The organism is Mariniplasma anaerobium (assembly GCF_016865445.1).
Classification (GTDB): Bacteria; Bacillota_I; Bacilli_A; order Acholeplasmatales; family Acholeplasmataceae; genus Mariniplasma; species Mariniplasma anaerobium.
In genome coordinates, this window is the sequence record NZ_AP024412.1 from 1,465,632 (window position 1) to 1,483,478 (window position 17,847).

General features: G+C 29.9%; 16 protein-coding genes, 1 tRNA gene and 1 other annotated feature. Of the genes, 2 read left to right on the forward strand and 15 right to left on the reverse strand.

Annotated elements, in window-relative coordinates; translation table 11 throughout:
- Window positions 1-73 precede the first annotated feature (73 nt).
- Window positions 74-2,755: a cation-translocating P-type ATPase gene (locus MPAN_RS06970; RefSeq protein ID WP_176239901.1), complete on the forward strand. Its 2,682-nt coding sequence runs from the start codon at window positions 74-76 to the stop codon at window positions 2,753-2,755.
- Window positions 2,756-2,788: 33 nt separating this feature from the next.
- Here the strand turns inward: MPAN_RS06970 and MPAN_RS06975 are convergent, their stop codons facing one another.
- From MPAN_RS06975 to MPAN_RS07025, 11 genes are all read right to left on the reverse strand, one after another.
- Window positions 2,789-3,604, reverse strand: a complete 816-nt coding sequence (locus MPAN_RS06975; protein ID WP_176239900.1) for a DUF3137 domain-containing protein — start codon at window positions 3,602-3,604, stop codon at window positions 2,789-2,791.
- The gene (locus MPAN_RS06980; RefSeq protein ID WP_176239899.1) at window positions 3,582-4,493 is read right to left on the reverse strand and encodes an NYN domain-containing protein; all 912 of its coding nucleotides are present in this window, start codon (window positions 4,491-4,493) and stop codon (window positions 3,582-3,584) included. Before MPAN_RS06980 ends, MPAN_RS06975 begins: the two co-directional genes overlap by 23 nt.
- A gap of 84 nt (window positions 4,494-4,577) precedes the next feature.
- Window positions 4,578-5,753 (reverse strand): tryptophan synthase subunit beta, encoded by a 1,176-nt coding sequence (trpB, locus tag MPAN_RS06985; protein ID WP_176239898.1) that lies wholly within the window; start codon window positions 5,751-5,753, stop codon window positions 4,578-4,580.
- A gap of 71 nt (window positions 5,754-5,824) precedes the next feature.
- Window positions 5,825-6,075, reverse strand: a binding site (T-box leader).
- A 49-nt stretch (window positions 6,076-6,124) separates the two neighbouring features.
- A complete protein-coding gene (locus tag MPAN_RS06990; protein ID WP_176239897.1) occupies window positions 6,125-6,529 on the reverse strand; it encodes an arsenate reductase ArsC in 405 nt (134 codons plus the stop codon).
- Window positions 6,530-6,556: 27 nt separating this feature from the next.
- A complete protein-coding gene (locus MPAN_RS06995) occupies window positions 6,557-6,787 on the reverse strand; it encodes a thioredoxin family protein (RefSeq protein WP_176239896.1) in 231 nt (76 codons plus the stop codon).
- An 18-nt stretch (window positions 6,788-6,805) separates the two neighbouring features.
- Window positions 6,806-7,828, reverse strand: a complete 1,023-nt coding sequence (locus tag MPAN_RS07000; RefSeq protein ID WP_176239895.1) for a permease — start codon at window positions 7,826-7,828, stop codon at window positions 6,806-6,808.
- Complete coding sequence (locus MPAN_RS07005; protein ID WP_176239894.1) at window positions 7,816-8,106, reverse strand: ArsR/SmtB family transcription factor; 291 nt, start codon at window positions 8,104-8,106, stop codon at window positions 7,816-7,818. The genes MPAN_RS07000 and MPAN_RS07005 overlap by 13 nt, the downstream gene beginning before the upstream one ends.
- 129 nt (window positions 8,107-8,235) lie before the next feature.
- Window positions 8,236-8,964 carry a slipin family protein gene (locus tag MPAN_RS07010; protein WP_231756758.1) on the reverse strand — a complete coding sequence of 243 codons (729 nt, stop codon included), beginning with the start codon at window positions 8,962-8,964 and terminating at the stop codon, window positions 8,236-8,238.
- 77 nt (window positions 8,965-9,041) lie between these two features.
- Window positions 9,042-9,773, reverse strand: coding sequence for a helix-turn-helix domain-containing protein (locus tag MPAN_RS07015; protein WP_176239892.1), 732 nt, complete (start codon window positions 9,771-9,773; stop codon window positions 9,042-9,044).
- Window positions 9,774-9,963: 190 nt separating this feature from the next.
- Window positions 9,964-10,037, reverse strand: a tRNA-Cys gene (locus MPAN_RS07020).
- A 65-nt stretch (window positions 10,038-10,102) separates the two neighbouring features.
- A complete protein-coding gene (locus MPAN_RS07025; RefSeq protein ID WP_176239891.1) occupies window positions 10,103-10,567 on the reverse strand; it encodes a low molecular weight protein-tyrosine-phosphatase in 465 nt (154 codons plus the stop codon).
- Between the two features lie 141 nt (window positions 10,568-10,708).
- Here MPAN_RS07025 and MPAN_RS07030 point away from each other — a divergent pair, with 141 nt between their 5' ends.
- Window positions 10,709-12,838, forward strand: coding sequence for an ATP-dependent Clp protease ATP-binding subunit (locus MPAN_RS07030; protein ID WP_325167906.1), 2,130 nt, complete (start codon window positions 10,709-10,711; stop codon window positions 12,836-12,838).
- 42 nt (window positions 12,839-12,880) lie between these two features.
- Here the strand turns inward: MPAN_RS07030 and MPAN_RS07035 are convergent, their stop codons facing one another.
- The 4 genes from MPAN_RS07035 to MPAN_RS07050 form a co-directional block, all read right to left on the reverse strand.
- On the reverse strand, window positions 12,881-13,333 hold the full coding sequence (locus MPAN_RS07035) for a DUF2188 domain-containing protein (protein ID WP_231756760.1): 453 nt from the start codon (window positions 13,331-13,333) through the stop codon (window positions 12,881-12,883).
- Window positions 13,334-13,403: 70 nt separating this feature from the next.
- Window positions 13,404-15,377, reverse strand: coding sequence for an alpha/beta hydrolase family protein (locus MPAN_RS07040; RefSeq protein WP_176239890.1), 1,974 nt, complete (start codon window positions 15,375-15,377; stop codon window positions 13,404-13,406).
- 40 nt (window positions 15,378-15,417) lie between these two features.
- Window positions 15,418-16,653, reverse strand: coding sequence for an aminopeptidase (locus MPAN_RS07045; protein ID WP_176239889.1), 1,236 nt, complete (start codon window positions 16,651-16,653; stop codon window positions 15,418-15,420).
- A 66-nt stretch (window positions 16,654-16,719) separates the two neighbouring features.
- Window positions 16,720-17,835 carry a GGDEF domain-containing protein gene (locus tag MPAN_RS07050; RefSeq protein ID WP_176239888.1) on the reverse strand — a complete coding sequence of 372 codons (1,116 nt, stop codon included), beginning with the start codon at window positions 17,833-17,835 and terminating at the stop codon, window positions 16,720-16,722.
- Window positions 17,836-17,847 lie beyond the last annotated feature (12 nt).

Below are 17,847 nucleotides of genomic sequence, written 5' to 3' on the forward strand. Positions count from 1 at the left end.
TTTAAACCTTTAAGTTTAATTGACTTTAAAGTTATGTTAAAATATTAAATATACATGCATAAAGGAGCAAATGATGGAAAAAAATAATTATCAAAAAAATATAGAAGAACTCATAGTTTCACTAGATTCAAATCTAGAAAATGGACTAACTGATGAACAGGTATTAAGCAGACATGAATCATATGGATTTAATCAACTTGATGAAATGGAAAAACGAAGTTGGTTTTTAAGATTTTTTGATCAAATCAATGATTTTATGATCTACGTTTTAATTGCTGCGTCTATATTATCATTTATTACCGATGAAATTTCTGAAGGTTTCCTTATTCTTGCTATTGTCTTAATAAATGCATTATTAGGATTATTCCAAGAAGCAAAAGCAGAAAAAGCTTTAGAATCTATTAAAGCAATGTCTTCTCCTCAAGCAAAGGTCTTAAGAAATGGTACACAAATTTTAATAGATGTAAAAAATATTACTGTTGGTGATATCGTCATATTAGATGCAGGTGATTATGTACCTGCAGATGTTAGAATCATTGAATCTATTAATTTAAAAACAGATGAATCTCCACTTACAGGTGAAGCTCTACCTGTTGAAAAAACTGTGGATGCTATAAAAGCAGACGATGTTGCTTTAGGTGATAGAACAAATCTAGGATTTATGGGAACTGTTGTCACTTATGGTAGAGGAAAAGCTATTGTTACTGATATAGCGATGAAAACTCAATTAGGTAAAATCGCAACCATGCTAAGTGAAACTAAAGATGAAGATACACCACTTCAACAAAGTATGGCAAAACTAGGTAAAACATTAGCAATTTTAGCACTAGGCATAACTTTTATTATATTTGCAATCACAATTGGTGAAGCATATATTATAGATGGAACAGCATCCTTTGATGTCTGGAAGGAAGCTTTATTAACTTCTGTTGCCTTAGCTGTTGCAGCTATTCCAGAAGGTCTTCCAGCAATTATTACGATTGTCTTAGCATTAGGCATGCAAAATCTTGTTAAAAAAGAAGCAATTATTAGAACACTTCCTGCAGTTGAAACACTTGGTTCTACAAGTATTATTTGTTCTGACAAAACCGGAACTTTAACTCAAAATCTAATGACTGTTACAAAAGTATATACACATGATAGCTATATTGATATAAACGATCAAACAAAAACAACTGAAGCATTAGATAAATTAACGCTAATGGGTAGTTTATGTAATGATACTAAAGTATCTATTCAAGATGGGACCTATGTTAAAATAGGTGATCCTACAGAAATTGCATTTATAGATCTTGCTATTATCTTGAAAAAAGATCCTACTAAAATTTTAAAAGAAAATGTCCGTCTATATGAATTGCCATTTGATTCAACAAGAAAAATGATGACAACGGTCCACGATTTTAAAGATGGACGCTATGCCGTTATCAAAGGTGCTCCAGATATTATCTTTGGCCGTACAATCAAAGTTGAAGGTCAAGATAACTTAAATATTAAAACATATGAAAAATCTAATCAAGAAATGTCAGATCAAGCTTTAAGAGTTTTAGCTGTTGCGTATAAAAAACTTGATAAATCAGTTAATTTAAAATCATTAAAATCCGAAGACTTAGAAACTGATTTAACATTACTTGGACTTATTGGTATGATTGATCCTGCAAGACCTGAAGCAAAAGACGCTATAGAGTTATGTAATCAAGCAGGTATTAAAACCATTATGATTACAGGTGATCATATCAATACAGCTGTGGCAATTGCAAAAGATTTAAAAATCTTATCTTCTACTGAAATTGCAATCACCGGTAAAGATTTAGATCATATGGATGATGATGAATTTTATGAAAAATTAGAACTTATTAGAGTCTATGCAAGAGTTAGTCCAGAAAATAAAGTTAGAATTGTTGATGCATGGCGAAAAGCTGGTAAGGTTGTCGCAATGACAGGCGATGGCGTTAACGATGCTCCTTCTATCAAAAAAGCAGATATAGGCATTGCAATGGGTATCACAGGTACTGAAGTTGCTAAAGGTGCTGCAGATATGGTTTTAACAGATGATAACTTTGCTACCATCGTCAACGCTGTTAGTGAAGGTAGAACAATTTTTGCTAATATTAAAAAAGCAATTCATTACTTACTTAGTTGTAACATAGGTGAAATTATTACCATCTTTTTAGGAACAACCTTAGGTATCTTAGTTTTCAGTGGTAGAGTTACTACCCTTACTGCTGTACAAATTCTATGGGTAAACTTAGTTACAGATTCATTAATGGCAATTGCTCTTGGTTTAGAACCTAAAGAAGATAACATTATGCAACAAATGCCAAGAGATACAAAAAAATCCATCTTTGCAGATGGCTTAGGTAAAAAGATCGCATTACAAGGTTTACTATTAGGTCTTATTTCCTTTTCAGCATATACGATTGGTTGGTTTCTAGAGTCTAGTGCACTTCGTGCAGATAAAATGATTACAGCTGAAACTATGACCTTCATCGTGCTTGCTTTATCACAACTTGCACATGCATTTAATGTTAGAAGTCAAACTTCATCTCTCTTTAAACTCAAGAGAAACAAATACATGTATTACGCTTTATTTGCTAGTTTAGCATTACAACTCATCGTTGTGTTCCTACCATTTACTCGCCGTATATTTGGAATCACAACACTATCACTAAGCATGTGGGTTATTATCATTGGATTAGTTTTACTTCCGGTTTTAATTGTTGAAACCTCAAAAATTATTAAACGTAAACAATCATAATAAAAACGCCTATGAAATTCATAGGCGTTATTTTTATGGAATAAGCTCGATTAATTCTTCAAGAAGCTTAATTTCTTTTTTTATATCTTCAAAAAATGTTTGATCAATTTCTCTAAACATCTTTAAGTCAAATGTATCAACTCTTGTGTCTAGGGCAACATAAGCTTTATGATCTTGAAAAGCAAACATAACTCTTCTTGCTGTATTATTAAATTCAATAAGCTTTTCTATAAAAGCTGGTTTTAATAAATAAAATGCTGAGTGTTGAGATTCTGAATAAACATCAAATGTTTTATTAAATGCCATTGATTCTAAATCTACTCTTACCATAGAGTTAAACCAATTAAATCCAAAACTTCTATTTGGCATAATATATACATTACTTTCAAATTTCTTTTCAAAATCAATGATAAAAAATCTTCCTTGAAAAACAGTAACAACCGTTGTATGCTTTCCACTACGTCTAACATCTTGAAGTTTTACATCAGCACTTTCAAAATTTTTGCCTTTTATTTGTCCTGATATATAATCTTCACTATAATATCTATCTTCTTTTTTTAAAATCTTTGAATCATAAACAGATTCTCGCTCAAATCCTTTTTTTGGATCATAAAATACTCCAGCTATTTCTTGTTCAATAATCTTCTTAACATGAACTGATTTAAACTCAGTAGATAATTTTTTAAATTTAGCTCCTGAATAAGCCGAAATTAATCCGCCGGCTAAAAATCCAATAGCCATCACTGGATTTGCCATAAATCCAATAAATGAAATAACAACTAATACTAGCCCAATGGCTGCCCATGCTTCATATGTCTTTTTTAACTTATTTATGCTTTTTAGATCCATTTGACTTAACAACCTTTACCCAATTATTACTTACATTTACTTTTTTAATACTTGCTATAAATTTCCCAAATTGTGAAAACCCAAATTCTTTATAATTAAAATCTTTAAATGACTCTTCTAATTCAAGTTTTAATTGTGTTAATAACATCTTATCATTTACTTGTTTTGAAACAATTTCAAAAACCTTTATAGAAATTTCATCAAAACTGAGTCCCGACTTAAATTCTACAACCATATCGTTTTGAATGGTTCTAAGTCCTGAATATGTATTGACTAAACTAGACAAGTTTTTAACACCATATTTTCTGACATCAAAATCAGAACTTCTATTTCTTAGCATATTACCTAAATCACTTAATTGCATTTTATTGCCGTGATCGATAATGATATCTTTAATAACTTTTTCAATATTTTCTTCATCTTCATCAACTTCTGATGAAACTTCATCTTCATCTTCTAAGTAATCAAAATATTTAAATTCATTACATGCTGATTTAAAAGCTTCAGTTACTTTCTTTTCAGTACCAATACCTATAACCGTCATGCCACCTTCTCTTAACTTCATTGCAAGTGGTGTGAAATCACTATCACTTGTAATCAAAAAGAATGTATTTACTTTTTCTTGATACATCATCTCTAATGCATCAATAGCCATTGCCATATCTGCTGCGTTCTTACCCGATGCAACATTATACTGATGCATGGGCTTAATTGCATAGTTTAAGGCTGTTTGATGCCAATCCTTTGATAATATGCTAATGTCTCCATAAAACCTTGCTATGACGATTCTCCCGTACTTTGCAATTTCATGCATAACTGGTTTAATATATTTAGCTGAAATGTTCTCAGAATCTATTAATAACGCTATTCTATAATCGTTTGCTTCCATGTGCTCCTCTTTCTAAATCATCGTATATTCTATTATAATTATACCATAATAAAGCTTTATAAAACAGTAGCATATGAATATCAATCAATCTACTAAATCATAATTTCTATATCTAGCGATTTGTTTTACATCTTTATCTCCACGTCCTGATAGGTTGATCACAATAATTTTATCTTTAGAAAGTGTTGGAGCAAGCTTCATTGCATATGAAACAGCATGTGAACTTTCAATTGCTGGAATGATACCTTCTATTTTAGATAAGTATTCAAATGCAGTTACTGCTTCTTCATCAGTTGCACTTTCATATGTCACTCTCTTTATTTCTTTTAAGTATGCATGTTCTGGTCCAACTCCTGGATAATCAAGACCTGCAGAAATCGAATAAACTGGTGATATATCCCCATTTTCTTCTGTTAATACTATTGTATTCATACCATGAATAACACCTTCTGCACCAAGAGTCATCGTTGCTGCATGTTCTTTTGTATCAATGCCTTTACCTGCAGCTTCAACACCAACTAGTTTCACATCAGTATTATCTATGAAATCATAAAATGCACCAATTGCATTACTTCCTCCACCAACACAAGCGATGATATAATCAGGAAGTTGATGCTCTACTTCATTCAGTTGTTCTTTAATTTCTTCACCAATGACTTTTTGAAAATCTCTAACCATTGTTGGAAATGGATGTGGTCCCACAGCAGAACCTAATAAGTAAAAAGTATCTTCTAATTCTGTACTCCATTTCATTAATGCACTATCTACAGCTTCTTTTAAAGTCTTTAGTCCATCATGAACAGCAACAACTTTAGCTCCAAGTAATTCCATTCTATAAACATTTAAAGATTGTTTTAGAATATCTACATATCCCATATGGATTTCACATTCCATACCAAATAGTGCAGCTGCGGTTGCAGTTGCAACACCATGTTGTCCTGCACCTGTTTCAGCAATTAACTTTTTCTTACCCATTCTTTTAGCAAGCAGTGCTTGACCTAAAACATTATTAATTTTATGCGCACCTGTATGATTTAAATCTTCTCTTTTTAAGTAGATCTTTGCTCCATTTAAATCTTTTGTCATATTTTCTGCATAATATAACAGTGATGGTCTATTTGCATAATTCTTTAAATAATGCTTAAACTCATTGATAAAATCCTCATCTTGCTTATATTTGTTATAAGCCTCTTCAACTTCTTTAACCGCCTTAAGAATAGGTCCTGGGACAAATTGTCCACCAAATTTTCCAAACTCCATTTTTAATTCCTTTCTTGTCTTTACGCAAAAAAGCATTTTTGTTTTGGGTATAAAAAAAGAGCATCATCCTACGAAGGGACGAATTGCTCGTGGTACCACCCAAATTCAAGAAACTAATATAAGCTTCTCCTTAACAAAATACTCCATCATCTAAGACTTTTATATTTTTAGTTTGATAACGGAAACTATCCGGCTCAGGCTACTTAGTTCACCCTGCTTCTCAAAAGACCATTCGTTTAGTTATTTAATATATCCATCTTTCACCACCATGGACTCGCTAAATATGTTTACCTAAATTACTTTTCTTTATCTTCGAATTTATAATCTATTATATCTATTTATTTTCATATGTCAATAAAATAGTGATATTTTTAATTAAAATCACCATTTTTTATACGAAAAATAAGATCTTTAACTTTTTCTTCTATCAAATCTCTTGTATGCTCAAAACCGCTTTTTGGTCCACCACTTGGATCATCTAATCCCCAGTCTTCTCTAAACTTTGCATTCACAGAAGGACATTCAGCATTACAGCCCATGACAATAAGTATATCAATTTCGACAGGTATATCATCTAAAAGTTTACTTCTTGCGTGACTCATATCTATGCCTTTATCTTCCATAACTTCAATTGCAAGTGGTTTTGGTGCATCATTTTCTTTAGTACCTGCTGAGTAAACTTCCATTAAAGGACTATTTAAATGTTTAGCCCATCCTTCAGCCATAATAGATCTACAACTATTATGAACACAGACAAATGCTACACGTTTTTTCATAGATATGTTCTCCTTTTTATTAAAATTTTATTTTAATAATTTAGCTAATTCAACTGGATTTGGTACACGTCCAGTTAAAACTACTTTTCCATCAACAACAAGTGCTGGTGTACTCATTACATTATACTTAGCAATTTCAGCATAGTCTGTAACTTTTTCGACTTTAGCTTCTTTCCCTAATGTTTTCAATGTATCAACTACATTTTTTTCCAAAAGTTTACATTTTGGACATCCTGATCCTAATACTTTAATTTCCATTTTAATTTCTCCTTTTTTTTATATGAATAAATATCCGAATAGATTAAATAAATATCCGGTAATAATAATACCTGCAGTTACAATGAAAACAAATAAACCTAAAAGTCTTGGTTTAACAACTTTTCTTAATAAAATGATTGACGGTAGGCTTAATGCTGTTACTGCCATCATAAATGATAATACAGTTCCAATACCAACACCTTTTAAAACTAAGGCTTCAGCTATAGGTAGTGTTCCAAAAATATCTGCATACATTGGAATACCTACAATTGTTGCAATTAAGACAGAAAATGGGTTTTTATCTCCTAAAACTGTTTCAATAATGTTTTGTGGGATATATCCATGAATAATCGCGCCAATCCCAACACCTATTAAAATATATACCCATACTTTTGTAATAACTTCCCTGACTTGTCCAATAGAATATTGATGTCTTTCTTTTCTTGTTTGTTCTTCAATTTCTATCTCGCCATTTTGATTCATGCCTTGAGTAACAAAGTCTTCTACATATTTTTCCATATGAAGTTTATCGATAATGGTACCACCAATAACTGCGATAATTAAGCCAACCATAACATAAGCTAAGGCTATTGGCCATCCAAATATGCTAGCAAGTAAGATCATTGAAGCAAGATCTACTAATGGTGAAGATATTAAAAATGAGAATGTAACACCAATAGGTAATCCTGCTTTAGTAAATCCTATAAAAATAGGAATTGATGAACAAGAACAAAATGGTGTAACTGTTCCTAATAGGGCACCAATAATATTACCCGGTAATCCCTTAAACTTGGTAAGAATTTTTTTAGTTCTCTCTGGTGTGAAATGTGATTGAATATATGATGAGATATAAATAAGCACTGATAATAGAATGAATATTTTTATCACATCATAAAAGAAAAATGATAAAGCTTTATATAAATAACTCGTTTCACTAACTCTAATTACACCTTTTAAGATTGAATTAACTATATCTTGTAGCCAAGTCATTTTTAAGAGCGCATCATTTAAAAATATAAATATGTCTTTTATAAACTGCATTGTTTTTGCTCCGTATCTCTAAGGTCAGTTAAGAAATCAATCATTTCATTAATTTTATCTTTATCAATATAATGTTTTATCCAATTTCCATCTCTTTTAGCAACAGCTAATCCAGAATTGGTAATCGCTTTTAGATGATATGATAGTGTAGGTTGTGAAATAGATAATTTATCTATCAATGTACATCCACATGTTTCCCCTTTTAATAAGAGTTCGACGATCTCTACTCTATTTTCCTCTGATAATATTTTAAAGTATTTAATAACATCTTTTTTCATAAATTCTCCAATCTATATAGATAATCATCTATATTGATATTCAACTATATTGTAGACCACTTTACCTAAATTGTCAATGATATCTATAAAAAAAATCTTAACCTGTTTTAGGATAAGATTTTTTATCATTTATTTATCTTTTGAAACAATACTCTTAACCTTATCTGCTACATTAGCATTTTTAAATGATTCTAAAACTTCTACTGGAATAGCAAACACGATTGTATTTGATTTATCTCCAGATAAGTCATTTAATGTAGCTAGTGTTCTTAAATGCATAGCTCCTGGAGCTGAAGATAAGATTGTAGCTGCATCTGCAAGTTTTTGAGCAGCTTCTACTTCACCTTGAGATTTAACAATAATTGCTCTTTTTTCTCTTTCAGCTTCTGCTTCTTTAGCAATTATTCTTTCCATGTCAGCAGGGATTTTAATATCTTTAATCTCTACTTTTTCAACTTTAATTCCCCATGGATCTGTTTCAGTATCAACAATTTCTTTAATTTCTTTTGAAATCACTTTTAAATTTGATAACAATTCATCTAATTTAACACCACCAATAGAGTTTCTAAGTGTTGTTTGTGCAAGTTGTGTCACTGCAAAGAAACAGTCTTTAACATCTAAAACAGCAATTTTTGCATCAAACACTCTGTAATAAACGACAGCATTGATTGTAATGGTAACATTATCTTTTGTAATACATCTTTGTTCTGGAACATCTTGAGTTATTGTTCTTAAATCAACTTTCTTATATTCATGAATAATTGGTATGACTAATCTAATACCTGGTTTTAAAACTCTAACAAATTTTCCAAATCTAAACTTAACGCCGCTTTCATATTCTTTGACTATGGTAAACATCATATCACTCCCTTTATTACATTTTACTATAGTTTAAGTTTATTTAGTCATAAATTATAAATATATATGAAGTATTATTATTTCCAAAACGGTTTTTTGCCTTTTCTTCTTTCAATTCGTTCAGATAAAAATTCATCTAATCCATTAGAATTTTGCTTGGGAACATATAATCGTTCACCCCTAAATAAATATATAACAAGATAATCATTCTTAGCAATATAGTAATTTATAGTCTCATATGCAATTGTTCTTTGCGTACAATTAGTACAATTTATCAAAATTTTATCTACATCAAATTCTAAGTGAATCCTTTTTTGATTGCTTAACTTATTCTTAATGTTGATATAAATATATAGTGGATATATTAAAGACCCTATAATAATGCAAACGAATGCTATAATCAAGATGATTTTGGTAACTTGAATCTCTAATCTTGAAGCTCTAATCATGAAAATGAGTGCTGCAAGATAAAAGAAAAGACTTAATAGAAACATTATTGAATCAGTGATCGAATGTAAATATTTATAATCCCTTCTATAAATAATATTTTTGTCTTCTACATAATCAGATGTATATAATGACTTATCTGTATTATTAACTGCTTTTTCATTTTTTTTTAATCCAACTAATTCATCAAGAGAAATATTGAATAATTTTGCAAATCCAATTAAATTTTCCATTGAAGGTGAAGCTTGATTTGTTTCCCATAGACTAACACTTTGTCTAGAGACACCCAATTCATTTGCAACGTCTTCTTGAGAAAGTGATTTTTGTTTTCTTAATTCATATAATTTTTTCCCATAATCCATTAATATCACCTCAACAGTATTATATTACTCAATTACATACTAATCTACCAATTCTATTTGTTAACTTGTCAAGTATCACTTGCATTTATTTTTATTATATCTTATTATCATTAATTAAATACAAAATCTTGTGATTTAATCATAAAAAAAGATTTAAGATATAACTCTCAAATCTAACTTTTTATAAAAATGGAGGCCCCGAACGGACTTGAACCGATGATCAGGCAGTTGCAGTGCCTTGCCTTACCGCTTGGCTACAGGGCCTTAAAACTTGCTTTATTATTATAACTTTTTACACCCCAAAAAGTCAATAATATTATGAATATTAATCAATTTATGCCCTTCTTAAATACCTCAATCCAGCAATCAACTGATTTTGAGATAAGTTCATAAGTTTCTTGATATTTATGGGTATAATAAGGATCATCAATTTCTTGACCTTTTACCTTGTTACACACATCTAAATACAAATGAATTTTATGTTGATTATTTCCAGCAATACTTTTTAAATTTTCTATGTTTTCACGATCCATACCAATGATATAATCGTATTCTCTAAAATCTTCGTCTTTTATCTTTTCAGATTTCATATCATGAAAATATGCATCATATTTATTTAATATAGCTTCTGTTCTAGGGTGGGGTTTATTTCCTACTTCCCACGAAGAAGTCGCACGTGATCCAACATATATTTGATTTTCTAAACCTAAATCTTTAATTCGTTTTCTAAATAAACCTTCTGCCATTGGGGATCTGCAAATATTTCCCAAGCATACAAATAATACTTTTATCATGTCATCACCAACAATAGTATAACACAACTCTTTAATTATGGTATTTTATCGTTTTTAGCACTTTAATGTTGACAGTGCTAAAGGATTGTTCTATAATATAAATGGCACTCAAAGTTGTTGACTGCCAAAGGAGGAAACATAATGAACATGACACAAATGGAAGACTATAATAATGATCCAAATGTATTAGAAAAATTCGGTAGAAACATTGTAGAGGAAGTAAAAAAAGGTAAAATCGATCCTGTTATTGGTCGTGAAGACGAAATAAGACGAGTTATTAAAATACTTTCAAGAAAAACTAAAAATAATCCTGTGCTTATAGGTGAACCAGGTGTAGGTAAGACTGCAATTGTTGAAGGTCTAGCAAGACGTATTTTAGACAAAGACGTTCCTTTAGGTTTACAAGATAAGATTATATATGAACTTGATTTAGCTTCACTAGTGGCTGGGGCTAAATTTAGAGGTGAGTTTGAAGAACGACTTAAAGCAGTTTTAAAGAAAATTAAAGAAGCTGATGGACAAATCATTTTATTTATAGATGAAATACATGCAATCGTAGGAGCCGGTCGAGTTGATGGTGCAATGGATGCATCAAACATGCTAAAACCAATGCTTGCTCGTGGTGAACTTCACTGCGTGGGTGCAACCACTCTAAATGAATATAGAAAATACATTGAAAAAGATTCAGCATTAGAAAGAAGATTTCAAAAAGTATTAATTAATGAGCCTACAGTAACCGATACTGTAAGTATTCTTAGAGGATTAAAATCAAGATTTGAAGCACATCATGGTGTGCATATCTCTGATCCTGCAATTATTCAGGCAGCAACTCTTTCTAATAGATACATATCTGATAGATTCCTACCAGATAAAGCTATTGATCTAATTGATGAAGCTTGTGCTTCTATTCGTATGGAGATAGACTCTATGCCAGTTGAACTTGATGACGTAACAAGAAGAATCATGCAACTAGAAATTGAAAAGACAGCCTTAGATAAAGAAAAAGATCCAATTTCAAAAGATAGATTATCTAAAATCCATGATGAAATATCATCTTTAAAATTAGAAGAAAAGAAATTAAGAAAGCAGTGGGAAGATGAAAAAGCTCATCTAAACTCTATAAAGATGAAAAAAAACGACTTAGAAGTATTAAAGGTGAATCTACAAAATGCATTTAATGATAACGATTATCAAAAAGCTGCAGAACTTCAATACTCTAAAATTCCTGCATTAGAAAAAGAAATAGAGGAAATGTCAGCTAAAAGTATGACAGAAGGTAGATTATTGACTGAAGTTGTTACCGAAGAAAGCATTGCTGATGTGGTCTCTAAATGGACTGGTATTCCTGTATCAAAATTAATGAGTGGAGATAAAGAAAAACTATTACATCTTGAAGAAACATTAAGAAAGAGAGTTATTGGTCAAGATCATGCAATCAAACTTATTAGTGATGCTATCATTAGACAACGAGCTGGTATAAAAGATGAAAATAGACCCATAGGTTCATTTTTATTCCTTGGACCTACAGGTGTGGGGAAGACTGAAGTTGCAAGAGCTCTTGCTGATGCTTTATTTGACAATGAACATCAAATCATTAGAATTGATATGAGTGAATATATGGAATCTCATAGTGTATCTAGACTTATTGGCTCACCTCCAGGATATGTCGGTTATGATGAAGGTGGTCAACTTACTGAAGCTGTTAGAAGAAAACCTTATTCCATCGTTTTATTTGATGAAATAGAAAAAGCACATCCAGAAGTCTTTAATATACTTCTGCAAATACTTGATGATGGTAGATTAACAGATAATCAAGGTCGAACAATTGATTTCAAAAACACAATCATTATCTTAACATCTAACATCGGTAGCCAATATTTGATGTCTAATCAAGAAGATGCACAACAACAAGTTCTAGCATTAGTTAAATCAAAATTTAAACCTGAATTTTTAAATCGTATTGATGAACAAATTATATTTAATACTTTAGGTCTTAAAGTTCAAATTAAAATTGCTCAAAAGATGTTAAATGAACTAGTTATGCGCTTAGAGATTAAAAATATACACTTAAGTTTTACTGATGATGTTCAAAAATATGTAATTCAACATGGCTATAACGATGAATATGGAGCTAGACCTTTAAAAAGATTTATCTCAAGATATATTGAAACCTTAATTGCTACAAAAATTATTGAAGGTACAATGCTTCCTCATCAATCTTATGAGATGATTGTTGTGGATGATCATTTAGAGTTAAATTTAAAATCTTAATCTAGTATAAAAAAAGAAGCTTAATAATAAGCTTCTTTTATTTTATTTATATTCTTGTTTTCTAATTGATCCATCTAATTTATGAATCACAATAGATGAATCATTCTTATCTGCTAAATCTTGAGCATACTCAATTGCTTCAGCTTGAGTTTCAAAATATTTAATAGTTTTAGAAGATCCTTCTTTTCTTACACGCCATTTCTTATAATAGTCACTTCTAGCATCTTTGTTTTGAGAAACATGATACTTTTTATTCTTCTTATCATCTACTGGCTCTTCTTTTGCCTTTGCAGCTTTAACTTCCTTTGGTTGAACTTTTACTGGTTCTTCCTTTTTTACTACTTTAGCAACAGTTACTTCTTTTTTTGCTTTTACTGGTGCAGGAGCTGGTTTACCTCCAACAAAAGTTCCTTTTTTCTTAGACTCTTGTTGCATTTTTAGTTGCTCTTCTTGTAATGCTTTTTTCTTAGCACGTTTTTTCCCAAAAAACCACATCTATATAACCCTCCTTATTTTAACTTCATTATATACCAAATAAACTAAATAGTATAATTATTTACATTATTTATGATTTAAATCTTTCAAACCATTCAGTTATTTCTTTTAATCTCTTAATTCTTGCTTGTGGTTTTCCACCTCGAGATAGTTCATGAGTCTCACCCTTAAACCAAACTAATTTAGTCTCTAAACCTTTTTCTCTTAAAATACTGTAAAATTGCATTGCTTGTTCAATTGGACATCTGTAGTCTTCATCTGAATGAATAAACAATAATGGAGTTTTAACTTCCATTGCATATTTGATTGGAGATTGATGCCATAAAAGATTAGTGTCTTTAGTTGGATGACCTGCTGTTTGATCTTTAGAGAAATAAAAACCTATATCAGATGTTCCATGAAATGATAACCAGTTAGAAATACTTCTTTGTGTTGCTGCTGCTTTAAAACGATCCGTATGACCAACAATCCAATTTGTCATAAATCCACCGTAAGATCCACCAGTAACAAATATATTATCTACATCTATTTGTTTTGTCTTTTTAATAACTAAATCAGTGAAATTCATTAGATCATCATAATCAATTGAACCATATTTACCTCTAATATCTGCAAATTCATTGCCTTTACCATCACTACCTCTAGGGTTTGCAAAGAATACGAAATATCCAAGATTAGCCCAATATTGCATTTCATGGTAAAAAACTTTACCATATACTGTTTTTGGTCCACCATGAATATCCATAATAGCTGGATAAGTTTTATTAACGTCGAAATCTTTAGGGTACAATATAAATCCCTTAACTTCATGGTCTTTTTCTTTATATATTATAGTTTTTGGTTTAGCAATATATTTATTTTTAAAGACTCTTGAATTTAATCTTGAGATTTGTAAAAGTTTAAGATTTGTAAGTTTATAAATTTCTTGTAATTTTTGTTTATAAAAGCCTACTAAATATATTTCATTATTTAGAACTTGAATACCATCAATAGATCCATCCATTACAAAAACTTGTTCTAAATTTTTCGATAAATCAAGACTCATTAATTCTGTATGGTCGTCATGTGTTTTAACAAAATATATTTTATCATTGAAAACAAAAGTTGATGGATTGCCACCTAATCTTGAATCAGTTCCAACTGAAGATGATATAGTAAGACCGAAGGTTTTAAATAAAACCAATTCTTTTTGTTTTAGCTCATAAAAATGGCCATCTTCATTTAATCCAAATTTTTGCATATCACTAGCTTCTAGTATAACTTTGTTTCCAACTAAAAATATGTTTGCTATAGAATAATCATCTTTTTGATATAAAACATCAGTCACTTTTGTTTCTACATCATATACATATAAATGCGTTGTGATACTTCTAACATGCTTGGCTTGTTTACCTGTGTAATAAACTTGTTTTAAGTCTTTTGATACTTTAACATTATTTACATTAAAATCAGGATCAACAATCAAATCAAATGAATTTGATTTCTTATCAAAGATAAAAAGTTGCGATCTTTTATTTGCTATAAAACCATTTCCATTTGAATAAAAAGGAATCTCGGTAATATCTTCATATAATTTATCTTTCTTTTGTTGTTTTAAAAAAGCTTTTCTCGTATCTTCTTGATCTAAATACAAATGATGTTCGTCAGCTGTAAGTTGTGCTTTAAGCACTAATTTGTCATGACCTAAAGCTTTAATTATTTGTACTGGCATAGGAAGTTCAAATGCTTTTTCTAATTTATCTTCCTTAAGATCATATCTATAAAATAAAGAAAACATTTCTTTTTCTTTTTTATCTTCTGTTTTATTTTTGCTGTAGGCAAACAATAGTGTGTCATCATTTTCCCAAATAAAACTTGAATGTTTCTTAAGATTTACAAGCTTTTTTACTTTATCATTTTCGATCGTACATAAATCAAATTGATATTCGTTTTTTTCTTCTAGGGCTTTACCGCTAATAAAAGCCATTCTATTTTGTTTGTCATTTGATTTCAGATTAGAAATATATTTATAATCTAAAAAATCATTTAATTTTAAAGTTTCCATAATTTATCCCTTTCTTAAAAAAAGGCGTCTAAAAAGACACCTAAATTACAAAATTACCTTTAGAAAATACCTGAACTTCTTTACCATCTTGTGTAAGACCGATAATTTCCATATCTTCGCTACCAAACATAAAATCTGAATGAACCATTGAATTATTATATCCATGTTTAACAAGTTCAGACATTTCTAAGTTTACACCATTTTTAATATTCATAGGATACGCTCTACCTAGTGCCATATGGCAAGATGCATTTTCATCAAAGAGTGTATTTAAAAATAGTATATCAGTATTAGATATAGGTGAATCATGGCTAATTAAAGCGATTTCACCAATATATCTACTGCCTTCATCAGTATCAAGTAAATTTGTTAAAGCTTCATTCTCTTTTTCTGCGTAAAAATCAATTACTTTTCCATCTTTAAACTCTAGCCAGAACTTATCAATTAATTTACCTTGATAGTTTAATGGTTTAGTTGCAAACACTTTTCCACGTGTACCCCATTTATATGGCATCGTGAAGTTTTCTTCAGTTGGTATATTTGGATTAAAATATGCACCATTAGCTGCAGTTTCTCCTCCACCTGCCCATACATGATTTTTAACAAGTTCTACAACTAAATCAGTACCTAGACTGTTTTTGAAATGCAGTTGTTTAAAATTATAATTATTAAGTACTTGATTATGTGCAAGTAATATTGCATTATGTTCTTTCCATTCTAAAATAGGATCATTCTTTTCTGTTACTCTACTTGCGTTTAGTATAGCATCCCATAGTTTTTCAACTGCTTTGTCTTCATCTAATTCAGGAAAAACTTGTTTAGCCCATACTTTATTAGGCTCTGAAACAATTGTCCATTGTGACTTATTTCCCATTAAAAACTCTCTAAAGAAAGACACCGCTTTTTGCATAGCAATTCCCGATTTTTGAGATTTATTAGAATCTACATCTTTATTAAGCCCAGGGATTGGTGATGCAATTGAAATAAAACAAGCACCTCTATCAACAAAATATTGATATTGGTCAACCAGATATTTTGGAACATTTTGTAATTCTTCTAATGATGCATGCAATAAAGTTTGATGAGAAACATATTCGTCATTCCATTGAACATGCACTCTTTTAGCTCCAGCAAGATAAGCTTGTTCAGCTATTTCTCTTGCTAACGCCTTTGTTTCTGTTGAAGTTCTAATCACTACAACTTGATCTTTTTGAACATTTGCGCCTACTTTGACTGCAAGTTCAGCTAATTTTTTTATTAATTCTTTTTTTGGCATATTATCAACTCCTATTTTTAATTATAGCATGATTAACACATTAAAAAAGAATCCAAATGGATTCTTTTATCTTTTTGAATTTTTTTTATGATACATAAGTGTATCAACATTTTTTAATAAATTGTCTACATCCATTTCATGATCATATACAAGTATACCTTCAGAGAAACCTTTAAATCCATATGTTTTTAAAATGACACTAGAACTTGATTGACTCTTTAATTGTTCTACATAAGAAGTATAATTTTCATAATCTATTTCAGTTAGAATGCATAAAAACTCATCACCACCAAGTCTACTTATTATAGATTTTTTAGATTTTTTTAATTTAAATAGTATTCTAGAAAACTCAATAAGAACTTGATCTCCAGCATGATGTCCATATTCATCATTAATTTCTTTAAAATGATCTAAATCTATCATGATGACTGTAAAAGAGTCTTGTCTTTCAACTAATCCATCTAAATACTCATCTAAAACACGTCTTGAATAAAGATTAGTTAAGTAATCTTTATTTCCACTTGTCGTTTCTAAGTAAATAAATATGACTAAGACACCTAGAGCTGAACCGCTAAATTGGAAATATAGCGTTTGGAAAAATATTTGAATAATTGCTCCAATAATCGGAAATAACAGAAAAGTCATAATTCCAATTATTACGTGAGAATTTTGTCTATTTCTGTTTTTCAAAGTCATATATGCGACATGAATATATAATAAAAATATTAATAAATATCTTAAAAAGAATAAATATCCTCTTTGATAAGTATTTGTATCAAAATCAATTGAAAAGAATACTGGTGTAAAAAAGTTTATTAACAATCCAAATATAGTAATTAAGGTAACATATTGATAATATAATCTCTTTTTTAATCTTTTTTGCTTTTTGAATAGTTTATAATCAATATATGAAGCCCATAATCCCACGAGTAATGGTGTCAACATAACAATTAAAAAATCAATAGCATAATTTAAATATGGCATGATAGGACTCGTATTCACATCAGCTAAAAAACTCATTGGTTCTAAAATGAGTAAAGTTAGGTTTATAATAACAATTCCATAGAATAAATTCATAGAAAATGTTGGTATATCTTTTTTATATTTATTTAAAATAACAATGATTAATAGTAGTAAAGCAGAAAATAACTGAATGTCGTAAGTCTCTAAAATTTCTATCATCTAATCACCACA